This is a genomic window from Streptomyces sp. H27-C3 (genome assembly GCF_030063415.1).
GTDB lineage: Bacteria > Actinomycetota > Actinomycetes > Streptomycetales > Streptomycetaceae > Streptomyces.
Genome location: NZ_JASITA010000005.1, coordinates 176078 through 200093, shown reverse-complemented (window position 1 = coordinate 200093; position 24016 = coordinate 176078). Strand labels below are relative to the sequence as shown.

Annotated in this window: 21 protein-coding genes; 9 read left to right on the top strand and 12 right to left on the bottom strand. The window is 71.1% G+C overall.

Annotation, left to right across the window (positions count from 1 at the left end; translation table 11 throughout):
* Position 1: 1 nt before the first annotated feature.
* The gene (locus QMK30_RS07010; RefSeq protein ID WP_283516292.1) at positions 2-1540 is read right to left on the bottom strand and encodes a leucyl aminopeptidase; all 1539 of its coding nucleotides are present in this window, start codon (positions 1538-1540) and stop codon (positions 2-4) included.
* A gap of 322 nt (positions 1541-1862) precedes the next feature.
* On the opposite strand from QMK30_RS07010, the gene QMK30_RS07005 reads away from it, so the two are divergent.
* Positions 1863-3887, top strand: a complete 2025-nt coding sequence (locus tag QMK30_RS07005) for a hypothetical protein (protein WP_502963082.1) — start codon at positions 1863-1865, stop codon at positions 3885-3887.
* A gap of 140 nt (positions 3888-4027) precedes the next feature.
* Here the strand turns inward: QMK30_RS07005 and QMK30_RS07000 are convergent, their stop codons facing one another.
* Together QMK30_RS07000 and QMK30_RS06995 are read right to left on the bottom strand one after the other, a co-directional pair.
* Entirely contained in the window at positions 4028-4204 is a 177-nt protein-coding gene (locus QMK30_RS07000; RefSeq protein ID WP_283516291.1) for a hypothetical protein, read from the bottom strand.
* A gap of 122 nt (positions 4205-4326) precedes the next feature.
* On the bottom strand, positions 4327-5109 hold the full coding sequence (locus tag QMK30_RS06995; protein WP_283516290.1) for an adenosylcobinamide-GDP ribazoletransferase: 783 nt from the start codon (positions 5107-5109) through the stop codon (positions 4327-4329).
* A gap of 68 nt (positions 5110-5177) precedes the next feature.
* Between QMK30_RS06995 and QMK30_RS06990 the strand changes: the two genes are divergently transcribed.
* Positions 5178-5933: a hypothetical protein gene (locus QMK30_RS06990; RefSeq protein ID WP_283516289.1), complete on the top strand. Its 756-nt coding sequence runs from the start codon at positions 5178-5180 to the stop codon at positions 5931-5933.
* Here the strand turns inward: QMK30_RS06990 and QMK30_RS06985 are convergent.
* The 4 genes from QMK30_RS06985 to QMK30_RS06970 form a co-directional block, all read right to left on the bottom strand.
* Positions 5882-6586 carry a hypothetical protein gene (locus QMK30_RS06985; RefSeq protein ID WP_283516288.1) on the bottom strand — a complete coding sequence of 235 codons (705 nt, stop codon included), beginning with the start codon at positions 6584-6586 and terminating at the stop codon, positions 5882-5884. The two genes, QMK30_RS06990 and QMK30_RS06985, sit on opposite strands and share 52 nt — an antisense overlap.
* Positions 6583-8349, bottom strand: coding sequence for a phosphatidylglycerol lysyltransferase domain-containing protein (locus QMK30_RS06980; protein WP_283516287.1), 1767 nt, complete (start codon positions 8347-8349; stop codon positions 6583-6585). The genes QMK30_RS06985 and QMK30_RS06980 overlap by 4 nt, the downstream gene beginning before the upstream one ends.
* 115 nt (positions 8350-8464) lie before the next feature.
* Positions 8465-9565: a nicotinate-nucleotide--dimethylbenzimidazole phosphoribosyltransferase gene (cobT, locus tag QMK30_RS06975; RefSeq protein WP_283516286.1), complete on the bottom strand. Its 1101-nt coding sequence runs from the start codon at positions 9563-9565 to the stop codon at positions 8465-8467.
* 223 nt (positions 9566-9788) lie between these two features.
* Positions 9789-10985 (bottom strand): bifunctional adenosylcobinamide kinase/adenosylcobinamide-phosphate guanylyltransferase, encoded by a 1197-nt coding sequence (locus QMK30_RS06970; RefSeq protein ID WP_283516285.1) that lies wholly within the window; start codon positions 10983-10985, stop codon positions 9789-9791.
* A 99-nt stretch (positions 10986-11084) separates the two neighbouring features.
* On the opposite strand from QMK30_RS06970, the gene QMK30_RS06965 reads away from it, so the two are divergent.
* Positions 11085-11294: a hypothetical protein gene (locus tag QMK30_RS06965; RefSeq protein ID WP_283516284.1), complete on the top strand. Its 210-nt coding sequence runs from the start codon at positions 11085-11087 to the stop codon at positions 11292-11294.
* A 296-nt stretch (positions 11295-11590) separates the two neighbouring features.
* On the opposite strand, the gene QMK30_RS06960 is transcribed toward QMK30_RS06965, so the two are convergent.
* Both QMK30_RS06960 and QMK30_RS06955 read right to left on the bottom strand, forming a co-directional pair.
* Positions 11591-12349 carry a class I SAM-dependent methyltransferase gene (locus QMK30_RS06960; protein ID WP_283516353.1) on the bottom strand — a complete coding sequence of 253 codons (759 nt, stop codon included), beginning with the start codon at positions 12347-12349 and terminating at the stop codon, positions 11591-11593.
* 224 nt (positions 12350-12573) lie between these two features.
* On the bottom strand, positions 12574-13167 hold the full coding sequence (locus tag QMK30_RS06955; RefSeq protein WP_283516283.1) for a DUF3043 domain-containing protein: 594 nt from the start codon (positions 13165-13167) through the stop codon (positions 12574-12576).
* Between the two features lie 267 nt (positions 13168-13434).
* Between QMK30_RS06955 and QMK30_RS06950 the strand changes: the two genes are divergently transcribed.
* From QMK30_RS06950 to QMK30_RS06930, 5 genes are all read left to right on the top strand, one after another.
* Entirely contained in the window at positions 13435-14211 is a 777-nt protein-coding gene (locus QMK30_RS06950; RefSeq protein ID WP_283516282.1) for a PspA/IM30 family protein, read from the top strand.
* A 24-nt stretch (positions 14212-14235) separates the two neighbouring features.
* Entirely contained in the window at positions 14236-14514 is a 279-nt protein-coding gene (gene pspAA, locus QMK30_RS06945) for a PspA-associated protein PspAA (protein WP_283516281.1), read from the top strand.
* A gap of 132 nt (positions 14515-14646) precedes the next feature.
* Positions 14647-15876 (top strand): sensor histidine kinase, encoded by a 1230-nt coding sequence (locus QMK30_RS06940; RefSeq protein WP_283516280.1) that lies wholly within the window; start codon positions 14647-14649, stop codon positions 15874-15876.
* Positions 15873-16571, top strand: a complete 699-nt coding sequence (locus QMK30_RS06935) for a response regulator (RefSeq protein ID WP_283516279.1) — start codon at positions 15873-15875, stop codon at positions 16569-16571. Before QMK30_RS06940 ends, QMK30_RS06935 begins: the two co-directional genes overlap by 4 nt.
* 147 nt (positions 16572-16718) lie before the next feature.
* A complete protein-coding gene (locus QMK30_RS06930) occupies positions 16719-19880 on the top strand; it encodes an efflux RND transporter permease subunit (protein ID WP_283516278.1) in 3162 nt (1053 codons plus the stop codon).
* Positions 19881-19960: 80 nt separating this feature from the next.
* Here QMK30_RS06930 and QMK30_RS06925 read toward each other — a convergent pair whose 3' ends face one another.
* Both QMK30_RS06925 and nadA read right to left on the bottom strand, forming a co-directional pair.
* Positions 19961-20353, bottom strand: a complete 393-nt coding sequence (locus QMK30_RS06925; protein WP_283516277.1) for a YciI family protein — start codon at positions 20351-20353, stop codon at positions 19961-19963.
* Positions 20354-20521: 168 nt separating this feature from the next.
* On the bottom strand, positions 20522-21709 hold the full coding sequence (gene nadA, locus QMK30_RS06920) for a quinolinate synthase NadA (protein ID WP_283516276.1): 1188 nt from the start codon (positions 21707-21709) through the stop codon (positions 20522-20524).
* A gap of 243 nt (positions 21710-21952) precedes the next feature.
* Here nadA and QMK30_RS06915 point away from each other — a divergent pair, with 243 nt between their 5' ends.
* A complete protein-coding gene (locus QMK30_RS06915; protein ID WP_283516275.1) occupies positions 21953-22309 on the top strand; it encodes a HesB/IscA family protein in 357 nt (118 codons plus the stop codon).
* Positions 22310-22447: 138 nt separating this feature from the next.
* Here QMK30_RS06915 and QMK30_RS06910 read toward each other — a convergent pair whose 3' ends face one another.
* The gene (locus tag QMK30_RS06910) at positions 22448-23917 is read right to left on the bottom strand and encodes a hypothetical protein (RefSeq protein WP_283516274.1); all 1470 of its coding nucleotides are present in this window, start codon (positions 23915-23917) and stop codon (positions 22448-22450) included.
* Between the last annotated feature and the right edge of the window lie 99 nt (positions 23918-24016).

Below are 24016 nucleotides of genomic sequence, written 5' to 3'. Positions count from 1 at the left end.
GTCAGCCCAGGTCGCCCGCAGCGGTGCGCTCGGCCAGCCGCACCAGGGTGCGGACCGAGGTGCCGGTGCCGCCCTTGGGGGTGTAGCCGAAGGGGCTGCCCTCGTTGTAGGCCGGGCCCGCGATGTCCAGGTGCGCCCAGGCGATGTCCTCGCCGACGAACTCCTGGAGGAACAGACCGGCCACCAGGCCGCCACCCGCGCGCTCGCCGATGTTCGCCATGTCGGCGGTCGGGGAGTCCATGCCCTTGAGCAGCTCCACGGGCATCGGCATCGGCCAGGACTGCTCGCCGACCTCCTCCGCGATCTCGTGGATCGCGGTACGGAACGACTCGTCGTTGCCCATGATGCCGAAGGTGCGGTTGCCGAGGGCCACCACCATCGCGCCGGTCAGCGTCGCCACGTCGACGATCGCGTCCGGGTGCTCCTCGGAGGCGCGGGCCAGCGCGTCGCCCAGGACCAGACGGCCCTCGGCGTCGGTGTTGAGTACCTCGACGGTCTTGCCGCTGTACATGCGCAGGACGTCGCCGGGGCGCGTCGCGTTGCCGGACGGCATGTTCTCGGCGAGTGCGAGCCAGCCGGTGACGTTCACCTGGAGGCCCAGGCGGGCCGAGGCCACGACGGCGGCGAACACGGCGGCCGCGCCGCTCATGTCGCACTTCATCGTCTCGTTGTGGCCGGCCGGCTTGAGCGAGATGCCGCCCGAGTCGTAGGTGATGCCCTTGCCGATGTAGGCCAGGGTCTTCAGTGCCTTGGGGTGCGTGTAGGTGAGCTTCACCAGGCGCGGGCCGTGCGAGGAGCCCTGGCCGACGCCGATGATGCCGCCGAAGCCGCCCTTGAGCAGCGCCTTCTCGTCGAGCACCTGGACCTTGATGCCGTGCTCCTTACCGGCGGCGGTGGCCACGGCGGCGAAGGACTCGGGGTAGAGGTCGTTCGGCGGGGTGTTGATCAGGTCCCGGGCGCGGTTGATCTCCTCGGCCAGGGCCACGGCACGTTCGGCGGCGGCCTTGACCCCCTTGTCGCGCGGCTTGGTGCCGAGCAGGGTGACCTCGCCGAGCGGCAGCTTGGCGCCGTTCTGGTCCTTCTTGCTCGTGCCGTCCTTCTCGATGCCCTGGTAGGCGAGGAAGGCGTACGCGCCGAGCAGGGCGCCCTCGGCGATGGCCTCGGCGTCCTCGACGGACTCGGCGGGCAGCGCGAAGCCGGCCTTCTTCGAGCCGGTCAGGGCGCGGGCGGCGGCGCCGGCGGCGCGGCGCAGCGACTCCGCGCCGTACGAGTCGTCCTTGTCCGGCACCGCACCGAGCCCGACCGCCAGCACGATCGGGGACTTGAAGCCCGACGGGGCGGGCAGCTTGGTCACCTCGCCCTCGGCACCCGAGGCGCCGAGAAGCTCAAGAACGGAGGCGAGCTTGCCGTCGAACGCCTTGTCCACGGCCTCGGCGCCCGGTGCGACGACCGGGCCTTTGGCGCCCTTCGCGACGCCGACGACGATGGCGTCGGCGCGCAGCGTCGCCGCGCCGGAAGTGCTGAGAGTGAGAGCAGTCACGGTGGTGAAATCTCGCTTCCGTTGAGTTCTGTGGGCCGAGGGGGTGGGGTCGGCCGTACCCGACGCACCGCCGTCCGGGCCGGGTGAGCGCCACCTGTGAGCCTACGCGCGGTTCGGTCGTTCGATCACAGCAGCGAGCAGTTCCCTCAGCAGAGGTGTCTCAGCCATGTTTGGGACGAGGCAGCTGAGGTCTCGGCCACACTCGGGGCAATCGCGCAAGTCGGCAAGGCATTGCCTTGCATGATTTCCGCAGATCTTTCCGCGCGTTCATTCGTGGAAAGATCCCCGAGGGGGAGGGTGCGCCGTGGCGTACAGAACACGCATGGGCAGGGCCGGGGCGGCGCTGCTGGCGGCGGGGCTGATGGTGGCCGTGGTGCCGTCGGCGGGCGCGGGGGCGGCGCCCGCGCCGCGGATCGATCTGCGGGTGCTGGTCGTGAACGACGGCGGCGCCTCGGTCGGCGCGATCGCGGCGGAGCTGAAGGCGACCGGCGTGCCGTACACCGTGGTGGACCTCCACGAGCCGGGCCGCCCGGTGATCAATGAGGCGTTCCTCGGCGACACGCTGAACGGGACGCCCCGCGCGAAGTACCAGGGCGTCGTCCTGCCGAACGCCGACCCGTTCGGCGCGGGCTCCGCGGAGGGCGCCGCGCTGACCGCGTACGAGAGGACCTTCGGCATCCGGCAGGTCGACGCGTACACCTGGGCGCATCCCGGCGTCGGGCTCGACCACACCAGCGACGGCGGGTATGCGGGCCCGCTCGACGGCGTCGAAGCGGCCGTCACACCGGCCGGCCGGGCCGGGCCCTTCGGCTATCTCGACGGGCAGGTGCAGTTCGAGGACAACTCCCCTGCGATCGGCGAGAGTTACGGGTACGCAGGGCGGCCCCGCGCGGGGTACACCAGCTACCTGGACATGCCGGTCGAAGGCGGCGGACGGGCCAGTCTGGTCGGCGAGTACACCCACGACGGGCGCAGTGAGCTGGTCGTCACCTTCGCGTACAACCATCGCCAGAGGCAGTTCCGGCTGCTCGCCCGCGGCGTCGTCGAATGGCTCACCCGGGGCGTTCATCTGGGGCAGAGCCGCAACTACTTCTCCGTGCACGTCGATGACATCTTCGCGCCCGACAGTCGCTGGGACACCGAACGCAACTGCACCCCCGGCGGTTTCGGCTGCGCGAGCGATGGGGCCCCCACGATCCGGATGAACGCCGCGGACGCGCGGTACGCGGCCCAGTGGCAGCAGAGCAGCGGCCTCACCCTCGACATGGTCTACAACGGGGGCTCCGGCGAGGTGTGGAAGAGGCAGAACGGCGGCAGCGACCCGCTCACCACGCAACTCCTCGCGGACCGGGCGGAGTACCGCTGGGTGAACCACACCTACACCCACCCCTTCCTCGGCTGCGTCCAGGACACCTCGACCGTGCCGTGGCAGTGCGCGAAGGACGCCGCCGGAGCCACGCGGTGGATGAGCCGCGCCGACATTTCCGCGCAGATCCGCGACAACCACGACTGGGGTGTGGGCAAGGGCCTCACGCTCGACAGCACCGAGCTGGTCACTGGTGAGCACTCGGGGCTCAGGACCCTGCCGCACCAGCCGGTGGACAATCCGAATCTTGGACCCGCGCTCGATGACAACGGGGTGCGGTGGATCGCTGGCGACAACTCGCGCGATCCTGGGCAGCGCGCCGTCGGCCAGGCGTCCACCGTGCCGCGTCACCCGATGAACGTGTTCTACAACGTCGGCACTGCCGCCGAGATGGTCGACGAGTACAACTGGATCTACAGCAGTGCGGCCGACGGCGGCAGTGGTGTCTGCGAGACCAACCCCGGCTCCACCTGCCTGGCCGCGCCGCTCGACCCGGCCACCGGCTACGCCACGCACATCGTGCCGAAGGAGGCCCGTACCGCGCTGGGCCACGTCATCGCCAACGACCCGCGCCCGCACTACGTCCATCAGTCGAATCTGGCGGAGGACCGCCTTCTCTACCCCGTGGTGGACCGGGTTCTCGCCGACTACCGCGGCCTGTTCGCCGACAACGCCCCGCTCGTCACTCCGCGTCAGCGCGACGTCGGGCGGGAGCTGGCCCGCCGCGCCGCCTGGGACAAGGCGCTCGCCGCCGGCCAGGTCACGGCGTACCGCGTCGGCACGACGGTGACGGTCAAGGGACCGCCGGGGGTCGCAGCCCCCCTCACCGTCCCGGAGGGCACCCGCCGGCAACTGCGCCTCGGCGCCGACAAGTTCGGCAGCGCCTACGCCGGGTCGCGCTCGGCGTGGACCGGCCCCGACACGCCTCGGCGGGCCGCGACGCTGAAGCTGCCCACGGCCCGGCCGCGGCACGCGCTCTGACAGCCGCACGGCCCGGCCGACTGTCAGGCCGTGAGCGTGCCTCGGCGTATATCTCGCCGCCTGAAGAAGTACGAACCGGGGCGCGCCTGTGGCCCGGGGCAAAAGCCCCGGGCCACAGTGGTGCGGTGTCCTGCCCGGCGTCAGCGCCGGCGTCCGCGGCCGGTCCAGTTCGCTCCCACTCCGGCCAGATGCACGGCCAGGATCGTGAGCCCGAACAGCAAGAGGCTCATCGGCGCGAAGAGCACCTCGGTCGACGTCTCGGTCGCATGGAGGATGAACGCGATGAAGAAGAGCGCGGCTGCTACAAAGGCCAGCATTTCTGCTCCCACTGGTCGAGGACGCGTCACGCCCCAGTCGGGGTGACTGCGTCGGTTCCAGCAACCAGGTGCCCCGTCAGGAACCAGCCATTCGTCCGGCAGGCGACCCGCTCGCGCATCCGTCAGCCCAGCACCAGGACGACGGCCGCGACGGTCGCCGCCGTCTCGGCCAGCCCGCCGAAGACGTCCCCCGTCACCCCGCCGAAGCGCCGGACGCAGTGGCGCAGCAGGAGTTGGGCCGCACCCAGGGCGAGCAGGACCGCCGCGGCGTGGTGCAGCGCGGCGTACGGGCCGAAGAGCGCGCCCGACACGCCCGCGCAGACCGCGATCACCACGCCCGCCACCAGCGCCGCCGTGCGCCCCCCGACCGAGCCGGCGACCACGGCGCCCAGGCCGTCGGGCCGGGCCGTGGGCACCCCGGTCCTGGCGGCGAGGGTCAGCGCGAGCCGGGCCGCGACCGCCGAGACGACAGTCGCCCCGGCGCCGTACGCCCAGCCCGCCGCGTACAGCTCGTAGCCCGCCGCGACCTGCGTGAGCAGCACGAACAGCAGCGTGACGACGCCGAAAGGACCGATGTCCGACTGCTTCATGATCCGCAGCGCGTCGTCGGCCGGCCTGCCGCTGCCCAGACCGTCGGCCGTGTCGGCGAGGCCGTCGAGATGGAGGCCCCGGGTGAGCGCCGCGGGCACGGCCGTCGACGCCACGGCGGCGAGCAGCGGGCCCGAGCCCAGGAGCAGCAGGAGGGCGGCCGGCGCCGCCGCGCACAGGCCGACGACGAGCCCGGCCAGGGGGGCGTACAGCATCCCGGCGCGCGCCGCGTCGCGGTCCCAGCGGGTCACGCGCACGGGGAGCACGGTGAGGGTGCCGAAGGCGAAGCGAATGCCGTCGCTGTGGAGGGAGGTCATCGCGCGCACGCTAGCCGGTGCCGCCGCCCGGTAGGTTGCGCATAACGCGCAAATAGGGAGCGAGTGGCATGAGTCACTGGTTGTACCGGAACATCGTCGAGCCGGGGAAGCTGCCGCTGCTGCTCGCGCTGGGCTCCTTCGTGCTGTCCTTCCTGGTGACGCGGACCATCACCCGCCTCATCCGGGCGGGCAAGGGCCCCTTCAGGAACATCTCGCCCGGCGGCATGCACATCCACCACGTCGTGCCCGGGGTGATCCTGACGACGATCGGTGGCTTCGGGGCGGTGGCGAGCGGCCGGCACGGGTTCGGCGCTGCGGTCTGCGCGGTGCTCTTCGGTCTCGGGGCCGGCCTGGTCCTGGACGAGTTCGCGCTGATCCTGCACCTCGACGACGTCTACTGGAGTGAACAGGGCCGCAAGAGCGTGGAGATCGTGGTGCTGACCGCGGCGCTCGTGATGCTGGTGCTCAGCGGCTCCGTCCCGTTCGGGGTCAACGAGGTGACGGTGGACGAGCGGCAGAGCCGCGGCCTGCTCGCCTCGAATGTGTCGTTCAATTTCTTCCTCGCGCTGATCGCGCTGTCCAAGGGAAAGCTGCGCACCGCGCTGTTCGGCTCGGTGGTGCCCTTCGTGGCCCTGTTCGGCGCGATCCGGCTGGCCAAGCCGGGCTCCCCGTGGGCGAAAAGCGTCTACCGCAGACGCCCGAAGGCCCGCGCAAGGGCGATCCGGCGTGCCTACCGGCACGACCGCCGCTGGGCGGCCACGGGCCGCAGGCTTCAGGACTGGCTCGGCGGTGCCCCGGACCGGGCGGAGGGAAGGGACGGCTGAACGGAGTGCCCGCGCACCACGGACGCCGCGCACAGCGCCAGCACCCCCGCGATCGCGGCCAGGTGCTCCTTGCCCGCGAGGTTGTTCTTGACGAGCACCTCGACCACCATCACCACCACCACCAGGGCCGCGGTCCAGTACGCCCGGTAGCGCCAGCCCACATAGACGGCGAGGCCGACGACGGCCGCCGAGGGGCCGGTGTCGACGACCAGGGCGTCGGAGGCCTCCAGGCCCAGCGGCTTGTCGGGGCCCAGCGCGATGCCGACGCGCGCATAGAGGGTCCCGGCGAGTGTCGCCACGTACGCGATGGTCAGGGTCCGCAGCCGGCCCAGGCAGATCTCCGCGATGCCGAAGACCAGCAGGACCTGCGCGAGCGCGCCCCAGACCGGCAGGTCGAGCGCGGGCACGAACAGCGACAGGGGGGTGCGCAGCAGCGCGAGCCACAGCGGGTCCTCGGCCCGTACGGCGCCGACGTTCTGTACGGGCTGGTAGCCCCAGGGCTGGTTCTGCACGATCTGGAAGAGCGCCGTCAGGGCGACCGCCGCGAGCGTCATGCGCACGGCCCGCCACTTGTGGGTGAGCAGGGCGCCGCGCAGAGTCGCGTACAGCGGCCCCCATTCGCGGCGCCCCGCGCGGCGCAGAGCCGTTCTCAACGTCCTGTCTCCAGGTGCTTGCGGTGCATCCACTTGGGCAGTCCCGGCGCTTCCAGGAAGCCCTCCGCGCGGGCCGCGGCGATGCCGATGCGCAGCAGGTCGGAGCTCTTCTCGAAGAGCATGAACCGGGGCTCCCAGATCGGTCGGTACTTGGCGTTGGCCCGGTACAGCGACTCGATCTGCCACCAGCGCGAGAAGAAGCTCAGCAGCGAACGCCACAGCCTCAGCACCGGTCCCGCTCCGAGCCGCGAGCCACGTTCGAAGACCGACCTGAACATCGCGAAGTTCAGCGAGACCTGGGTGATCCTGATCTCCCCGGCGCGCTGGAGGAGTTCGATGACCATGAACTCCATCAGGCCGTTCTCGGCGTCGCGGTCACGGCGCATCAGGTCCAGGGACAGACCGCCGGGACCCCACGGCACGAAGCTCAGCACCGCCCGCAGCTCGCCCTCGCCGTCCGTGCACTCCAGCATCACGCAGCGCCCGTCGCCCGGGTCGCCGAGCCTGCCGAGCGCCATCGAGAAGCCGCGCTCGGTCGCGCCGTCGCGCCAGTCGTCGGCCTTGCGCAGCAGCTCGGCCATCTCGTCGTCGGGGATGTCCTCGTGGCGGCGGATCCGGACCTCGTACCCGGCGCGCTTGACCCGGTTGTACGCCTGGCGCACGGTCCGCATCGCGCGCCCCTCCAGGGTGAATTCGGCGATCTCCACGAGGGCCTCGTCGCCGAGCTCCAGGGCGTCCAGGCCGTGCCGGGCGTAGATCGTGCCGGCCTCCTCGCTTGCGCCCATCACGGCGGGTGCCCAGCCGTGTTCACGCGCCTCGGCCAGCCACGGCTCGATCGCGCCGGGCCAGGCCTCGGGGTCGCCGATCGGGTCGCCGGACGCCAGGGACACGCCGCCGACGACCCGGTAGGTGACGGCGGCCTTGCCGGTGGGGGACCAGACGGCGCTCTTCTCCCGGCGCAGGGCGAAGTAGCCCAGGGAGTCGCGTTCGCCGTGCTGGTCGAGCAGGACGCGCAGTTTCGCCTCGTCCTCCTCGGTGAGGGGGTCGATGGTCCTGCGGGAGCGGAAGGCGGCGTACAGGACGCCGAGGAGCAGCAGAGTGCTGAGGATGTTGATACTGACGTTGACCCACCCGGGGGTGGTGATGCCCGCGAACCGCGAGTCGTCGGCGGCCAGGGACACCAGCCGCATCACGCCGTAGCGCCACCGGTCCAGGAACGTCGAGTGCGCCGCGCCGCGCGCCGTGTTGGTGAGGGTGACCAGCAGTGCGGCGATCAGCGAGGTGACCAGCAGCCCGCCGACCGCGACGGCCGCGGCCAGCTTCGGGTTGGAGCGGTCGCCCTTCGCGCTGAACACGCGTCGGCCGAGGAGCAGCGACACGAAGAAGGCGGCGGTCAGGCCCAGCGAGATCCAGTTCTGCCAGTACTGCCGCACCTCGGGGAAGAACATCACGAGGGCGAAGAGCAGCAGGAACAGCCCGCTGAGCACGACGTTGAGGATCCAGGCGGCACGCTTGCGGCGCCGCATGGTGATCGCCAGGAAGAGAGTGAAGAGGCCCGAGGCGAAGCCCGCCGTCAGCATGTACGGCGTGAAGTAGTTCTCGGTGTTGTGACGTCGCAGGTCCTGGCCGAGGGAGACCCAGACGGCGCTCAGGAAGTTGATGAACGCGACGGCACGCAGATACCAGACGGCGAATGCCGCGCTGTGTCGCGACCGGACAGCGCCCCGGGTCGTTCCTTCGGTGGCCAAGCGGACTTCTCCCATGAAAGGTGATGATATGGGGGCATAACCCATCAAGAGAGCGCGAAAGAGCCCGATTACGGTGCGAACGCGACAAGTGGTGAGTGCGGCCGGTGGTCGACGGCCGCACCCGGTTCAGCTACGTTGCGCTGTCCGCCTCGGCCGCTTCGGCCGCTTCGGTCTCTTTCGTCTCCTCCGGCCGCTCGGGCAGCTCCGCGGCCAGGGCGGCCGCGGCTTGGACGAGCGGAAGTGCGAGCAATGCCCCGGTTCCTTCCCCGACAGTGACGCCTTGATCGAGCAATGGGTTGAGTGCCATCCGGTCCAGCGCCTTCGCCTGGGCCGGTTCGCCGCTCACATGGCCCGCCAGCCACCAGTCGGGCGCCCGGAAGGCGGCCCGCTGGCCCACCAGCGCGCAGGCCGCCGACACCACGCCGTCGAGGATCACCGGGGTGCGTCGCACGGCGCACTGGAGCAGGAAACCGGTCGTCGCGGCGAGGTCGGCGCCGCCGACGGCCGCCAGCAGCTCCAGCTGGTCGCCCAGGACCGGCCTGGCCCGGCGCAGCGCGTCCCGGACGGTCGCGCACTTGCGCATCCAGGCCAGGTCGTCGATGTCGGCGCCGCCGCGCCCGGTGACCACCGAGGCGTCCGTGCCGCACAGGGCGGCGATCAGGACGGCCGCTGCGGTCGTGCCGCCGACGCTCAGATCGCCCAGGACGACCAGATCGGTGCCCGCGTCGGCCTCCTCATCGGCGATCGCCATGCCCAGCCGCACCGCCTGCTCGGCCTCTTCGAGGGTCAGGGCGTCCTCGACGTCGATACGGCCTGAGCCGCGTCGCACCCGGTGGCGCACGACGTCCTCGGGCAGCAACTCGGGGTCGCAGTCCAGCCCGGCGTCGACGATCCGCACCGACGCGCCGTTCCGGCGGGCCAGTACGGCGACGGGGCTCGCGCCGTCCAGCACGGCGCGCACCAGCTCGTGCGCGCCCCCGGCGGGCCGGGCCGAGACACCCAGCTGCGCCACGCCGTGGTCACCCGCGAAGAGGATCACGCGGGGGCGTTCCACGGGCTTGACCCGGGAGGAGGCCTGAGCGGCCGAGAGCCACTCGCCCAGCTCGTCGAGACGGCCGAGCGCACCGGGCGGCAGGATCAGCCGCTCCCGGCGCTCTTCGGCATCGCGCCGGACGCCGCCGTCGGGGCGTTCTATCAGGTCGGAGAAGTCGTCCAGGTTAAGCGGGCTCATGCGGCGAACAGTACCGGGAGGCCCGGAATCCGGACCTTCCCGACGGTCCGGGGCCGTCGGCGGGGACGGCTCGGCGCTGCCCGTGCTGCCCGCGCTGCCCGCGCTGCCCGCGCTGCCCGCGCTGCCCGCGCTGCCCGCGCTGCCCGCGCTGCCCGCGCTGCCCGCGCTGCCCGCGCTGCCCGCGCTGCCCGTCGGGGGACGCGCAGTCCCGCCCCGGCCGCCCTCACCCGCGCAGCGGCATCGCCTGGCCCGCCACCACCAGCAGGACGTGTTCGCACTCCGCCGCGATCGTCGCGTTCAGCCGCCCCAGCTCGTCGCGGAAACGCCGCCCGCTCGCCGTCGCCGGCACGATTCCCGAACCCACCTCGTTGCTCACCGCGACGACCGTGCGCCGGGTCGCGCGTACCGCCGCCACCAGCTCCGCCGTGCGCTCGTGCAGCGCCCACCGGCCGTCCGCCGCCCACTTCGCGTCGTCCCACGCACCGACCCGGTCCATCGCGTCGGTGAGCCACAGCGCGAGGCAGTCGATCAGCAGCGGCGGGCCCTCGCCGGTCAGCAGCGGCGCCAGCTCGCAGGTCTCCTCGGTACGCCAGGACCCCGGCCGGCGCTCCCGGTGCAGCCCCACCCGCGCCGCCCACTCCGAGTCGCCCTCCCGGGTGCCGCCGGTCGCGACGTACAGCACCTCGGGAGAGGCCTTGAGTCGGCGCTCCGCCTCCACCGACTTGCCCGAACGCGCCCCGCCGAGCACCAGCGTGCGGCGCGGCACGTCCGGTACCGCGTGGTAGTCGCCGACGATCAGGGTCGTCCCGTCGGGCACGGTCCGTGCCCCCGCCGCAGCCAGCCGCCTGACCAACTCGGGCCCCGGCGGCACATCGTGATCGAGGTGTACGGCGATGACATCCGTCGTGACGCCGATCGCGCCGAGCGCCCGCAGCCGGGCGAGCGCGTCCGGCCGGCCCACGGCATCGGCGACCACCATGTCGTACCTGCGCCCGGTGCTCTCCCCGGCGGGGGCGCCGCCCGGCGGCAGGTACAGCAGTCGCTCGCCCTCCGGCGAGGTCACCTCGTACCCCGTACCGGGAGCGTCCATCGGCACGGCACGCACCCGATGCCCGCTGAGCAGCGTCAACGTCCGTCCGTCCGCCACGCGCCCCGCCGTCGGCAGTCCCACGGGGAGTTCGACGGGCGGCCCGTCGTGCGGATGCGTCAGCAGCACCTGCCGCACCGCGGCCAGCGAGTGCCCGGCACGGGCCGCGGCGAACGCGGCCCCGGGAGTGAGATCGAGCAGCAGCGCACCGTCCACGAGCAACGCGGTCGCGGCGCGCGCCAGCTCGCCGCGGGCGGTGGCGCACGAGGCGCAGGGGCAGTCGGGGCGGGGCAGGCCGGCCGGGGCTCCGGTGCCGAGAAGAGTCAGTTCCACGATGATGATCCTCCCGCTTCCCCGCCGGTGACGCGCGCCCGGCTAGTGTGCGGGCAGGCTGTGCTGGACAAAAGCACGGGTAGGACCCGGGAGGCGAACATGGCGTGGACGTGGCGGTTCGAGAAGTCCGACGGTACGGAGGTCCAGCCTGCGGTGGTGCCTGAGGAGTTCACCACGCAGGGCGATGCGGAGTCCTGGATCGGCGAGGTGTGGAAAGAGCTCATTGAGGGCGGCGCCGACCAGGTGGTTCTGTCCGAGGACAACACCAAGATCTACGGCCCCATGAACCTGCACGCCGACGAGGCCTGACGCACGAGAGCGGCAATTGCGCCCGCGGACCCCGACCGGGTTCGCGGGCGCACCCGTGCGCGGGCGCCGTGCGCATGGGTGCGTATCGCGCATACGGGCGTACCGCTCGGGCGGCAGGGCGGGATCGCCGCGTACCCGGCTCAGATCTCGCCGAGCGTGACTTCCGCGGTCTGCTTGTCGGCGTCGGCGGCATCTCGGTGGTTTTCTCCGCGCTGCTCACGACGGAGAGGACGCGCACACGCCCTGTTCCACCTGGCGGATCCGCTGGATCCGCTGCACCTGGCAGACCTGCCGGATCAGCCGCGCACGCCGCACAGGTGCAGCAGCGCCGCGACCCGTCGGTACGGATCTGTGCGCCCGCCTCGGTCCTCCAGCGCCAGCACCCGCTCCAGCTCCTCCGCCGTCGGCTCCGCCTCGTTGGCGTCACCCTCGACGTTGTCGGTGAAGACCCGCACGCCGTACCAGGCGTGCAGGGGAGCGGCGATTCCGGCGAGGGTCGCCGTCAGGGCGTCGAGTCGGTCGGCGCGCACCTGGAGACCGAGCCGGTTGGTGTACGTGTCGGTCTCGAAGGCCGTCAGCGCCCCCGACCAGTCCCCGGCGAGCCCGGGGCGCATCGCGAGCGCGTCGGCGTTGCGTACGAGCAGGGAGAGCAGGCCGCCGGGGGCCAGCATCCGGGCCAGGCCCGCCACCAGCGCGTCGGGCTCCTGGACGTACATCAGCACGCCGTGGCACAGCACCACGTCGAAGCTGCCGGGCAGGAAGTGCACTCCGGTGTCGCGACCGTCGCCCTCGATCAGGCGCACCCGGTCGCGGATGCCCGCGGGCTCGCCGTCGAGTGCCTCGCGCGCGGCGAGAAGCATCTTCGAGTCGGACTCCAGGCCGGTCACCTTGTGCCCGGCCCGGGCCAGGCGCAGCGCCTGGGTGCCCTGGCCCATGCCGACGTCGAGAACGGCGAGCCGCCGGCCCACCGGGAAGCGGGCCGATATCTGCTCGTCGAGCTGGCGGGCGACCAACTCCTGACGGACCGCGTTGCGCAGCCCGCCGAGACCCTTCAGCCAGGTGGCCGAAGCGCCTTCGAACCCGGAGACGCGTGGCCCGGAGACGTCGGGTCCCGAGTCACCGGGTCCCGGGGCGTCGGGCCCGGAAACGTCCGAGCCGGATGTGCGGGGCCCGGGAACGCCCGCGTCCGTGGCATCCGCCGCGAACACGGGCGCCTCGGAAGAGTCCGCCCCGGAAGCGTCCGCGTCAGCTATGCCCGCCGCGTCCGAGACATCCGCGCTCAGGGCCGTTCCCCACGCTTGACCTGGGGCTTCGGTAGCCGCAGTCGGCGCATCTGGAGCGTGCGCATCAGGCCGTAGGCGACAGCGCCGCGCTTGGGCTCGTTCGGGAAGCGCTCCTTGAGCTGCTTCTTGAGCCTGATGACGAGGCCGACCGAGTCGACGACGATCATCACGATGACACCGAGCCACAGCAGCAGCGAGATGTTCTGCACGTTGCCGACGCGGATCATGCTGAGCACCAGGATGATCACCGCGAGCGGCAGGAAGTACTCGGCGACACAGAAACGGGAGTCGACGAAGTCGCGCACGAAACGGCGCACAGGCCCCTTGTCGCGGGCCGGCAGATAGCGCTCGTCCCCGCTCGCCAGTGCCTCCCGCTGCTTAGCCAGGTCCACGCGCCGGGCTTCACGCTGGCGCTTCATCGCCTCCTTGCGGTTCGTCGGGGCTGCGACGCTCCGGCGCTGCGACTGTGCGACAGCGCGCTTCGGAGTGGCGCGGCCCTTCGGGGCCTGCGGGTCACGGGTCTGCTGGGAGAGGTCCGCCTGCACCTTGTCGGTGGGGGCCTTCTCTTCTTTGGAGCGGCTACGGAACACAAAACCCAAGGGTACGGGGTGCGACGCGGGGGCCACAGCCCGGCGGGGAACGATCCGGCAACGGTCACCCGCCCGGACCGGTTCCCCACTCCTCCCCCGACTTTTCCCTACTCCGTACGCCTGAGTCCGGCGGGCCACAGTCGTTCTGGAGGAGGAGCACATCCGCGCTGGAACAGTGCGGTAATGGATGCGGGGCCCGTACTGTGGGTTCAAGTGCTGGAGCTGGAGTCCGTCAGAAGGGGGCGCGCGAAGCCCATGAGCGGTGTCATGAAGCGTATGGGAATGATCTTCCGCGCGAAGGCCAACAAGGCCCTCGACAGGGCCGAGGACCCGCGCGAGACTCTCGATTATTCGTACCAGAAGCAGCTTGAGCTGCTTCAGAAGGTACGCCGTGGGGTCGCCGACGTGGCGACTTCACGCAAGCGCCTGGAGCTGCAGCTCAACCAGCTGCAGGGGCAGTCCTCCAAGTTGGAGGACCAGGGACGCAAGGCGCTCGCGCTCGGCCGGGAGGACCTCGCCCGTGAGGCGCTGTCCCGTCGTGCCGCGTTGCAGCAGCAGGTCACCGACCTGGAGACGCAGCACCACACGCTCCAGGGCGAGGAGGAGAAGCTCACTCTCGCCGCACAGCGCCTCCAGGCCAAGGTCGACGCCTTCCGCACGAAGAAGGAAACGATCAAGGCCACGTACACCGCCGCGCAGGCACAGACCCGGATCGGGGAGGCCTTCTCGGGCATCTCCGAGGAGATGGGCGACGTCGGCCAGGCGATCCAGCGTGCCGAGGACAAGACCGCACAGCTGCAGGCGCGGGCCGGCGCGATCGACGAGTTGCTGGCCTCCGGCGCACTGGACGACCACTCCGGGCTGGCGAAGGACGACATCGCCGCCGAGCTGGACCGGCTCTCCGGTGGTACAGATGTAGAGCTGGAACTGCAGCGGATGAAGGCCGAGCTGGCGGGCGGTTCGCCGTCGAAGCCGGCCATCGAGGGCGGTCCCCAGGACGCCCAGCAGCCTTCGCCGACGCAGCACAAGTTCGACAAGCAGTAGTCCCCACTCCCGAAGGAGAGCGTCGTGATCGTACGGATCATGGGGGAGGGGCAGCTGAAGCTGGCCGACAGCCACTTCACCGAACTGAACAAGCTGGACGACGAGCTGCTCGCCGAAATGGAGAGCGGCGACGAGGAAGGCTTCCGGCGGACGCTCGGTGCGCTTCTCGACGCGGTACGCCGCCTCGGGGAGCCGCTGGCGGACGACGCCCTTGAGCCGTCCGAGCTGATCCTGCCGCCTCCCGACGCCACGCTCGACGAGGTCCGCGAGATGCTCAGCGACGACGGGCTCATCCCCGGCTGACACGCGCCACCCCTCCAGCAGCCACGACGCCCCGCCCACCGGGTTCACCCGGGTGGCGGGGCGTCGTGCTGCCCGGCCGACGTGCCCGTCCCCGGCGCGAGCGGGTGTCCGCACGACGTACCGTTGCGTGACATGACTGCCCTCGGTACGGGCCTCTCCCGCTTCCGGCGCTGGCTGTGCGCGCACCCGCTCGCGCTGGACGGTGCGCTGGCGTTCGCCGTACTGGTGATGATCCTCGTCAGCTCTTTCGCCGACCCGCACGGCCCCAACGGCCCGACCTTCGGCACCCGCACCCCCGAGGTCCGCAGCGTCGTCCTGATCGTGCTCAGCGCGTCGGCTCTTGTCCTCAGGCGCCGCGACCCCATGGCCGTCCTCGCCTTCACCGGCGCCGTCGCGCTCGTCGAACTCGTCGTGGGCGACCCGCCGGCCCCCGTCGCGATGAGCGCGGTCATCGCGCTCTACACCGTCGCCTCACGCACCGACCGCCCCACCACCTGGCGGGTCGGCCTGCTCACGATGACCGGCCTGACCGCCGGCGCCATGTGCTTCGGCCCGGGCCCCTGGTACTCCCAGGAGAACATCGGGATCTTCGCCTGGACCGGCATCGGAGCGAGCGCGGGCGACGCCGTACGCAGCCGCCGCGCCTTCGTCGACGCCATCCGTGAGCGGGCCGAGCGCGCCGAGCGCACCCGGGAGGTGGAGGCGCGCCGCCGGGTCGCCGAGGAGCGCCTGCGCATCGCGCGCGACCTGCATGACGTCGTGGCCCATCACATCGCCCTGGTCAACGTCCAGGCGGGCGTGGCGGCGCATGTCATGGACAAGCGGCCCGACCAGGCCAAGGAGGCGCTGGCGCACGTACGGGAGGCCAGCCGCTCGGCGCTGAACGAGCTGCGCGCCACCGTCGGCCTGCTCCGCCAGTCCGGTGACCCCCAGGCCCCGACCGCGCCGGCCCCCGGGCTCGCCGTACTCGACGAACTCCTGGAGACCTTCCGCAACGCGGGCCTCCCCGTGGAGGTGGCCAGGCCCGACAGGGGAGTGGCCGCTCCGCTGCCCGCCGCCGTCGACCTCGCCGTGTACCGGATCATCCAGGAGGCCCTGACCAATGTCCGCAAGCACGCGGGCCCCGGTGCGAAGGCCGAGGTCAGCGTGGTGAGGGTGGGTTCGTCCGCCGAGGTCACCGTGCTGGACAACGGCGGGGGGGTGGGGGAGGGCCCCACCGAGGGCAGCGGCCACGGCCTCATCGGCATGCGGGAGCGCGTCGGCGCACTCGGCGGTGTCCTCACGGCGGGCCCCCGCTACGGCGGCGGTTACCGCGTGCATGCGATCCTGCCGGTCAAGGCGGGTACGGGGGAGAACACATGACGACGGCCGAGGTCATCAGGGTGCTGCTGGTGGACGACCAGGCGCTGCTGCGCAGCGCGTTCCGGGTCCTGGTGGACTCGGAACCCGACATGGAGGTCGTCGGGGAGGCGGCGGACGGCGCCGAGGCCGTGGAGCTGGCCCGCACACTGCGCGCCGACGTGGTCCTGATGGACATTCGGATGCCGGGCGTCGACGGCCTCGCCGCCACCCGCATGATCAGCGAGGACCCGCAACTGGCCGCCGTGCGCGTGGTGATGCTGACGACCTTCGAGGTCGACGAGTACGTCGTGCAGTCGCTGCGCGCGGGCGCCTCCGGCTTCCTCGGCAAGGGCGCGGAACCGGAGGAGCTGCTCAACGCCATCCGGATCGCCGCGGCGGGCGAGGCGCTGCTCTCCCCGGTGGCGACCAAGGGGCTGATCGCCAAGTTCCTAGCCCAGGGCGGCAGTTCGCAGGACGACGAGGACGCCGCCGCCCGCACCGAGCGGCTCTCCGCGCTGACCGTGCGGGAGCGCGAGGTACTCGTCCAGGTCGCCGGCGGCCACTCCAACGACGAGATCGCCGAGCAGTTGGTCGTCAGCCCCCTCACGGTCAAGACCCATGTGAACCGGGCGATGGCGAAGCTCGGCGCCCGCGACCGCGCCCAATTGGTGGTAATCGCGTACGAATCGGGACTGGTGCGGCCGAGGGTGGAGTGAGGGTGTAGCCGCGACTACTCCACCTGCGGTATGCGGCGCATAAGGAAGGGCACCTGCGAGCGACGGCTGCCTCTGCCCGCATGGCAGATCGTAGAGACGGACCACCGCGTCCACCTGCCTCGCACGCCACAGAAGAGAGACCCACCCATGTCCTGGCTGTCCAAATTCAGCCTCGCTCAGCGGGCCTTGACAGGCCTGATTTCGATCGTTGCGATCGTCTTCGGGGCCATCGCGATCCCTCAGCTCAAGCAGCAGCTGATGCCCACGATCGAGTTCCCGATGGTGTCCGTACTGGCGCCCTACCAGGGTGCGTCCCCCGACGTGGTCGAGAAGCAGGTCGTCGAACCGCTCGAAAGCACCATCAAGGCCGTGGACGGCATCACCGGTGTCACCTCCACGGCGAGCGAGGGCAGCGCCGTCATCATGGCGCAGTTCGACTACGGGGACAGCGGCTCCAAGCAGCTCGTCGCCGATGTCCAGCAGGCCGTGAACCGCGCCCGCTCGCAGCTCCCCGAGGACGTCGACCCGCAGGTCGTGGCCGGCTCGACGGACGACATCCCGACCGTTCTGCTCGCCGCCAGCTCCGGCAAGGACCAGCAGGCGCTCGCCGACCGGCTGGAGCGCAGCGTCGTCCCCGAACTGGAGGACATCGACGGCGTCGGCCAGGTCAGCATCGACGGCGTACAGGAACTCCAGGTCGCCGTCACTCCCGACGACAGGAAGCTGGCCACCGCCGGGCTCGACGCCGGCGCCCTCGGCCAGGCCCTCCAGGCGGGCGGGGCCACCCTCCCGGCCGGTTCCTTCGCCGAGGACGGCAAGAGCCGCACGGTCCAGGTCGGCGGCGGCTACACGTCGCTGAAGCAGATCGAGGACCTGCGCGTCAGCGCCGCCCCCACCGGCCAGGGCAAGCCCCCGAAGCCGGTGCGCCTCGGTGACGTCGCCACCGTCGACGAGCAGCCCTCCACCTCGGTGTCCATCACCCGGACCAACGGCAAGCCCAGCCTGTCGCTGTCCCTGACCATGGACCAGGACGGCAGCGCCGTCGCCATCTCCGACGCGGTCAAGGACAAGCTTCCCGACCTGCGCGAGAGCCTCGGCGTCGGCAGTGGGCTGACGGTCGTCTTCGACCAGGGCCCGGCCGTCTCCAAGTCGATCTCGGGCCTGACCACCGAGGGCGCGCTCGGCCTGGTCTTCGCCGTCCTGGTGATCCTGGTCTTCCTGGGGTCGATCCGCTCGACGCTGGTGACCGCGATCTCCATCCCACTGTCGGTGCTTCTCGCGCTGATCGTGCTGTGGACCCGGGACCTGTCGCTCAACGTGCTCACCCTGGGCGCGCTGACCATCGCCATCGGCCGGGTCGTCGACGACTCGATCGTGGTCCTGGAGAACATCAAGCGTCACCTCGGTTATGGCGAGGAGCGCGGCTCCGCCATCATCGCCGCGGTCAAGGAGGTGGCAGGCGCGGTCACCTCGTCGACCCTCACCACGGTCGCGGTGTTCCTGCCGATCGGCCTGGTCGGCGGCATGGTGGGCCAGCTGTTCGGCTCGTTCTCCATCACCGTCACGGCGGCGCTGCTCGCCTCGCTGCTGGTGTCCCTCACCGTCGTCCCGGTGTTCTCGTACTGGTTCCTGCGCGCCCCCAGGGGCTCCGAGGGCGTCGACCCGGACGACCTGCGCCGCAAGGCCGAGGAGAAGGAGCGCCGCAGCAGGCTCCAGCGGATGTACGTGCCGGTCCTGCGCTTCGCGACCCGCCGCCGCTTCACCAGCCTGGCCATCGCGGTCGTCGTGCTCATCGGTACGTTCGCGATGGCGCCGCTGCTGAAGACCAACTTCTTCGACCAGGGCGAGCAGGACACCCTGACACTCACCCAGGAGCTGAAGCCCGGCACCAGCCTGCAGGCCGCCGACGAGGCGGCTCTGAAGGTCGAGAAGGTGCTCGGCTCCATCGACACGATCAAGGACTACCAGGTCACGGTCGGCTCGTCCGGCTTCGCGGCCGCCTTCGGCGGTGGTACGGGGGCCAACCAGGCCTCGTACCAGCTGACCCTCAAGAGCGCCTCCGACGCCGAGTCCACCCAGGACCGGCTCGACGAGGAGCTCGCCAAGCTCGACGGCATCGGTGAGACCTCGGTCGGCGCGGGCGGCGGCTTCGGCAGCCAGGACCTGAGCGTCGTGGTCAAGGCCGGTGACGCGGACACCCTCAAGAAGGCCTCCGAGCAGGTCAGGGACGCGGTCGCGAAGCTCGACAACGTCAGCGACGTCCAGAGCGACCTGGCCACGAGCGTGCCGCGGATCTCCGTGAAGGCCAATGAGAAGGCCGCCGACGCGGGCTTCAACCAGACCACGCTCGGCGCGGCCGTCACCCAGGCGGTGCGCGGCACCACGTCCGGCAAGGCCATCCTCGGCGACACCGAGCGCGATGTCGTCGTGAAGTCCGCCAAGCCCGCGAAGACGATGGCCGAGCTGAAGAACCTGGCCCTCGGCCCGGTCAAGCTCGGCGACATCGCGGACGTGGCGCTGGTGCCGGGCCCGGTCTCCAAGACCAGGATCGACGGCGCCACCGCGGCGACGATCACGGCCAAGCCCGACGCCGACGACACGGGCTCGGTGACCACCGCGCTCCAGACGAAGATCACTGAGCTGGAGAAGAAGCTGCCCGAGGGCGCGAGCGTCGAGATCGGCGGTGTCTCCTCGGACCAGGACGAGGCGTTCGTCCAGCTCGGCCTGGCCATGCTGGCTGCCATCGCGATCGTCTTCATGCTGCTGGTGGCGACGTTCCGCTCGCTCATCCAGCCACTGATCCTGCTGGTCTCCATCCCGTTCGCGGCGACCGGCGCGATCGGCCTGCTGCTCCTCACCGGCACCCCGATGGGCGTACCGGCGATGATCGGCATGCTGATGCTCATCGGCATCGTGGTCACCAACGCGATCGTGCTGATCGACCTGATCAACCAGTACCGCATTCAGGGCCTGGGTGTCGTCGAGGCGGTCCTGGAGGGCGGGCGGCACCGGCTGCGCCCGATCCTCATGACCGCCCTGGCGACCATCTTCGCGCTGCTGCCGATGGCGCTGGGCATCACCGGCGAGGGCGGCTTCATCTCGAAGCCGCTGGCGATCGTGGTGATCGGCGGCCTGATCACGTCGACGCTGCTCACCCTGCTGCTCGTACCGACGCTGTACGCGATGGTCGAGCTCCGCAAGGAGCGCCGCGCCAAGAAGAAGTCGGCCAAGCGCGCGGCGAAGGCGGGCATCCCGGTCCAGTCCGAGCCGGACGCGGTCGCCGGTGAGCAGGAGCCCGCGAAGGTCTGATTCACGGTACGGAGTACAACAGCGCGCCCCGGCCCCCGCGGAGGGGACCGGGGCGCGCCCCGGTCACGGCCTTCGGCCGCTCAGGCCTCCGGCGGCACTGTCGGTACGGCGTGCACCTCGACCGGGTCGTTGCCGGGCTTGCCGCCGGGGCCGGGACAGGCCGACGCGCGCGCGGCGATCTCCACGGCGCGCTCCTCGTTCTTGACCTCGACCACCCAGTAGCCGGCCAGGATGCGGCCCCGCTCGGCGGGTCCCTCGGTCACCCGCGGCTGTCGGTCGTCCGCCGCCCGTACCGTCTTGACCAGGCCGGGCCCGCCGAGACCACGTGCCTCGACCAGTTCGCCCGCCGAGCTGAGCTCCTGGTTGAGCGTCTCCATGTAGGCGAACATCAGCTGCATGTCGTCGGGGGAGAAGGACGACATCATCACGTCCCACTGATCGGCGGGCACGTTCATCTGGATCATGTACTGCATGTTCCTCATCCCTTCGGACGGCTGACTGCTCCTGTGAAGAAGTAGACCCCCGGGGCTCCGGGAAGTCATCGATGGCGGCGCATTCGCCCCGGGAACGCCTGAGGGGCGCCCCCGGTGGCCGGGGGCGCCCCTCAGGGACGTACGGACGTGGACAGCGGCGGTCCGTGGCTACGGCAGCGACAGCATCCGCTCCAGCGCCAGCTTCGCGAACTGCTCGGTCTCGCGCTCGACCTCGATGCGGTTGACCAGATTGCCCTCGGCCAGCGACTCCAGCGTCCACACCAGGTGCGGCAGGTCGATCCGGTTCATGGTCGAGCAGAAGCAGACCGTCTTGTCGAGGAAGACGACCTCCTTGTCCTGGTCGGCGAACCGGTTGGCGAGCCGCTGCACCAGGTTCAGCTCGGTGCCGATCGCCCACTTCGAACCGGCCGGGGCCGCTTCGAGCATGTTGATGATGTACTCCGTCGAGCCGACGAAGTCCGCCGCCGACACGACCTCGTTCTTGCACTCGGGGTGCACCAGCACATTGACGCCGGGTATGCGGGCGCGTACGTCATTGACGGACTCGACGGAGAAGCGCCCGTGCACCGAGCAGTGCCCGCGCCACAGGATCATCTTGGCGGCGCGCAGTTCCTCGACGGTCAGGCCGCCGTTCGGCTTGTGCGGGTTGTAGAGGACGCAATCCTCCAGCGTCAGACCCATGTCACGCACCGCGGTGTTGCGCCCCAGGTGCTGGTCGGGGAGGAAGAGCACCTTCTCGCCCTGCTCGAAGGCCCACTCCAGAGCCTTCTTCGCGTTGGACGAGGTGCAGATCGTGCCGCCGTACTTGCCGGTGAAGGCCTTGATGTCGGCGGACGAGTTCATGTACGAGACGGGCACGACCTGCTCGGCGATGCCGGCGTCGGTCAGCACGTCCCAGCACTCCGCGACCTGCTCGGCGGTGGCCATGTCGGCCATCGAGCAGCCCGCCGCCAGGTCCGGCAGCACGACCGCCTGGTCGTCGGAGGTCAGGATGTCCGCGGACTCGGCCATGAAGTGCACACCGCAGAAGACGATGTACTCGGCCCCCGGCCTGGCGGCCGCGTCCTTGGCCAGCTTGAAGGAGTCACCGGTCACGTCGGCGAACTGGATGACCTCGTCACGCTGGTAGTGGTGGCCGAGGATGAAGACCTTGTCCCCGAGCTTCTCCTTGGCGGCGCGGGCGCGCTCCACCAGGTCCGGGTCCGAGGGGGATGGCAGGTCGCCGGGACAGTCCACACCGCGCTCGCTCCCGGTGTCGGCCTCACGGCCGAGCATGAGCAGGGCGAGGGGCGTCGGCTGGACGTCCAGTGGCTGGGCGGTGGTCACGACACGCACCCTTTCTTCTTTGCGGACAAGCCTTTTCGTCGATTTGACGTTATCTATCATAACCCCTTCATGTCACGTTGACGATGGCGATTTCGTCGATGTGACGAATTCCCGGGGTCGCCTTCCCGTGCCTCCGGCGGGCTCGGTGTGCGAGCATGAATGGGAAGACAAGCCCCCGGGCCCGGAATGAATCCGCGGGTCGGCGGGTTGTAACCGTCGGCAAGCAGTCCGTACAACCCGGGAGAGATGTAGATGTCCGTTCAGGACGAAAAGACCACCGTGAGCGACGGCATTCTCCTGTCCGACGCCGCCGCGGCCAAGGTCAAGGCCCTGCTGGACCAAGAAGGCCGGGAAGATCTGGCACTGCGCGTCGCCGTTCAGCCCGGTGGCTGCTCCGGCCTGCGCTACCAGCTCTTCTTCGACGAGCGTTCGCTCGACGGCGATGTCCTCAAGGACTTCGACGGCGTCAAGGTCGTCACCGACCGCATGAGCGCCCCGTACCTGGGCGGCGCCTCCATCGACTTCGTCGACACCATCGAGAAGCAGGGCTTCACGATCGACAACCCGAACGCCTCTGGCTCGTGCGCCTGCGGCGACTCGTTCAACTAAGCCCCAAGGCACGGCGAAGACGGCGGCCCCTGGTGGGGGTCGCCTGCTTTCGCACGCGCCGTTCGCGTGCCGGTTCGTGTGATGAACGGTTCGCGTGCGCGGGAGTTTTGTGTGATGTCCGGTTCGCGTGCGCGGGAGTCAGGCCCGCGGCACCGCCTTGCCCTGCTCGTCCACGACCTTGCGGTCCGCCAGCGGCTTGTCCAGCGTCACCGTCTCGGTCAGCTCCTTGGCGATCATGATGCAGGCCTTCTTCGGGTCCGGCTTCGGCTCGGTGACCCGCACCTCCACCATGCCGTCCACCTCGGACGCCTTCGCGGCGTAGTCGCTGCACACGCCGCCCCAGAAGTGCACCTTGAGCTTGCGCCCGTCGACGGTGTACGACTCGATGTGCTGCTCCCGCGCGGGGGCCTCGCCCTTCGGCGGGGCCGGGGTGGCGCTCTCCCGGGGCGCGGCCGGCGGCTTGGCCAGGTACTTCGGGTCCACCGCGGGATGCGTGACGGTGAAGGGCTTCGTGTCACCCGCCGGATCGACCTCGAAGAGCCACGACGGCACGAGTGCCTGCCGCCCGTCGACGTACTGCGCCGCGAGGCCGAAGGCGGCGCCGTCCACGGCCACCGGCTCGGGGGAGGCGGGTACCTTCCTGCCGTCCGGCTCGCAGGGGGCCTCGGGCTTGATCTCTCCCTCGGCCTTGTCCCCGTGCGGTACGGGCGTGGCGCAGCCGCCGATGCCGATCCGGCCATTGCCCGCCGAGCCGGCCCTGTTCAGTTCCTTGAGGGCCTCGTCGGCGCCGATCACCGGATACTCGGCGCCCTTCTTGAGCTCCTTCAACTGCCCGCTGCCGCCGACCAGTTTCCCGTCGGAGCCGATCTGCAGCCCGGTCGCCCAGCCGTACGTCGGCAGCCCGCCGATTTCCGGGTCGGCGTTCACCACCCGTACGGCGCCCATCAGTTGGCCCGCGTCGAGCTCGGCGTCGCCCTGCCCCAGCGCCTTCAGCACCGGAGCGGCGGTCTCCTTCGCGGCCTCCTCGCTCACCGGCTTCCCCTGGCCGCCGGGCGCCACCGAAGTGCCGCCGCACTTCTCGCCCTTGGCGCAGTTGTCGCCGCGACCGGGACCGTACTGCGCGAAGGTCCAGGTGCCGGGCGCCTCCTTGTTGACCCGCAGCACCGGCCCGGAGCCGTCCTTGCTGACCCCGACCTTCCAGGCCCCGCTCTCGATGCGCGGCTCGCCCGCCACACCGAGTGCCTCGGCCAGCCGCGCCACGTCGGACTCGGTGACCGCGCCCGAAACCCGGTACACGGAAGCGGAGTCGGGCCCGTCGGGCAGCTCGCCGTCGGCCCGGTAGGTCACCCCGTTCGGGTCGGGCTCGCCGGGCGCGATGCCCGGTGCGTCGCCCTCCGTATGGCCGTCGAGGGCCAGCGGGGGCGGATCGCCGTCACCGCCGGGCGCGCTGGTGTTCTTCGCGCCCTCCGCGCCGTCCCCGGCGGTCGATGCCCAGTACGCGCCGCCGCCCCCGGCCAGCAGCACCGCTGCGGCCACCGAGGCGGCGATCAGCGGGGACCGCCGCCTCGGGGCGTTGACCGCGTCCTTGTCCGGTCGCTCGGTGCTCACCGCATCGCTCCTTCGCCTGCTCGGCCCGTGCCGTATGCCGTCACCCCATTTACGGGGGACACCGGTGGGACGGAGCGGAGGAGCGCACGGTTCCCCGCG

What these genes read in the sequence shown, in the direction of transcription:
- QMK30_RS07005 (WP_502963082.1), top strand. Translation starts at nt 1,863, where the DNA reads ATGGGCAGGGCCGGGGCGGCGCTGCTGGCGGCGGGGCTGATGGTGGCC.
- QMK30_RS07000 (WP_283516291.1), bottom strand. Translation starts at nt 4,204, where the DNA reads ATGCTGGCCTTTGTAGCAGCCGCGCTCTTCTTCATCGCGTTCATCCTC.
- QMK30_RS06995 (WP_283516290.1), bottom strand. Translation starts at nt 5,109, where the DNA reads ATGACCTCCCTCCACAGCGACGGCATTCGCTTCGCCTTCGGCACCCTC.
- QMK30_RS06990 (WP_283516289.1), top strand. Translation starts at nt 5,178, where the DNA reads ATGAGTCACTGGTTGTACCGGAACATCGTCGAGCCGGGGAAGCTGCCG.
- QMK30_RS06980 (WP_283516287.1), bottom strand. Translation starts at nt 8,349, where the DNA reads ATGGGAGAAGTCCGCTTGGCCACCGAAGGAACGACCCGGGGCGCTGTC.
- cobT (WP_283516286.1), bottom strand. Translation starts at nt 9,565, where the DNA reads ATGAGCCCGCTTAACCTGGACGACTTCTCCGACCTGATAGAACGCCCC.
- QMK30_RS06965 (WP_283516284.1), top strand. Translation starts at nt 11,085, where the DNA reads ATGGCGTGGACGTGGCGGTTCGAGAAGTCCGACGGTACGGAGGTCCAG.
- QMK30_RS06950 (WP_283516282.1), top strand. Translation starts at nt 13,435, where the DNA reads ATGAAGCGTATGGGAATGATCTTCCGCGCGAAGGCCAACAAGGCCCTC.
- QMK30_RS06940 (WP_283516280.1), top strand. Translation starts at nt 14,647, where the DNA reads ATGACTGCCCTCGGTACGGGCCTCTCCCGCTTCCGGCGCTGGCTGTGC.
- QMK30_RS06935 (WP_283516279.1), top strand. Translation starts at nt 15,873, where the DNA reads ATGACGACGGCCGAGGTCATCAGGGTGCTGCTGGTGGACGACCAGGCG.
- QMK30_RS06930 (WP_283516278.1), top strand. Translation starts at nt 16,719, where the DNA reads ATGTCCTGGCTGTCCAAATTCAGCCTCGCTCAGCGGGCCTTGACAGGC.
- QMK30_RS06925 (WP_283516277.1), bottom strand. Translation starts at nt 20,353, where the DNA reads ATGCAGTACATGATCCAGATGAACGTGCCCGCCGATCAGTGGGACGTG.
- QMK30_RS06915 (WP_283516275.1), top strand. Translation starts at nt 21,953, where the DNA reads ATGTCCGTTCAGGACGAAAAGACCACCGTGAGCGACGGCATTCTCCTG.